Source organism: Cobetia sp. SIMBA_158, from assembly GCF_046566945.1.
GTDB lineage: Bacteria > Pseudomonadota > Gammaproteobacteria > Pseudomonadales > Halomonadaceae > Cobetia > Cobetia amphilecti.
The window spans coordinates 1-237 of record NZ_JAWJYL010001066.1 but is presented as its reverse complement, the minus strand read 5'-3'; the positions used below and the strand labels follow the sequence as shown (position 1 = coordinate 237).

Annotated in this window: 1 pseudogene; it reads left to right on the top strand. The window is 33.8% G+C overall.

The annotated features are described in order from the left end of the window. A pseudogene (gene rho, locus R2R70_RS23060) lies at window positions 1-142 on the top strand (transcription termination factor Rho); the annotation flags it as partial. Between the last annotated feature and the right edge of the window lie 95 nt (window positions 143-237).

The following is a 237-nucleotide window of genomic DNA, read 5'->3' as shown; positions in this document are numbered from 1 at the left end:
GCCAGATGAGCTGCAAAAGCTATGGATTTTACGTAAAATCGTTCATGAAATGTCAGAGATTGACGCCATGGAATTTTTAATCGATAAACTATCAATGAGTAAAACCAATGATGAGTTTTTTGATTCGATGAAACGCCAATAAACGCATTTAAGTAATACAAAAAAAGCGCCCTGGGCGCTTTTTTTATATTTGTTATAATGTGTACTTACGTTTCATTGTATTTGTGTAATACAGCC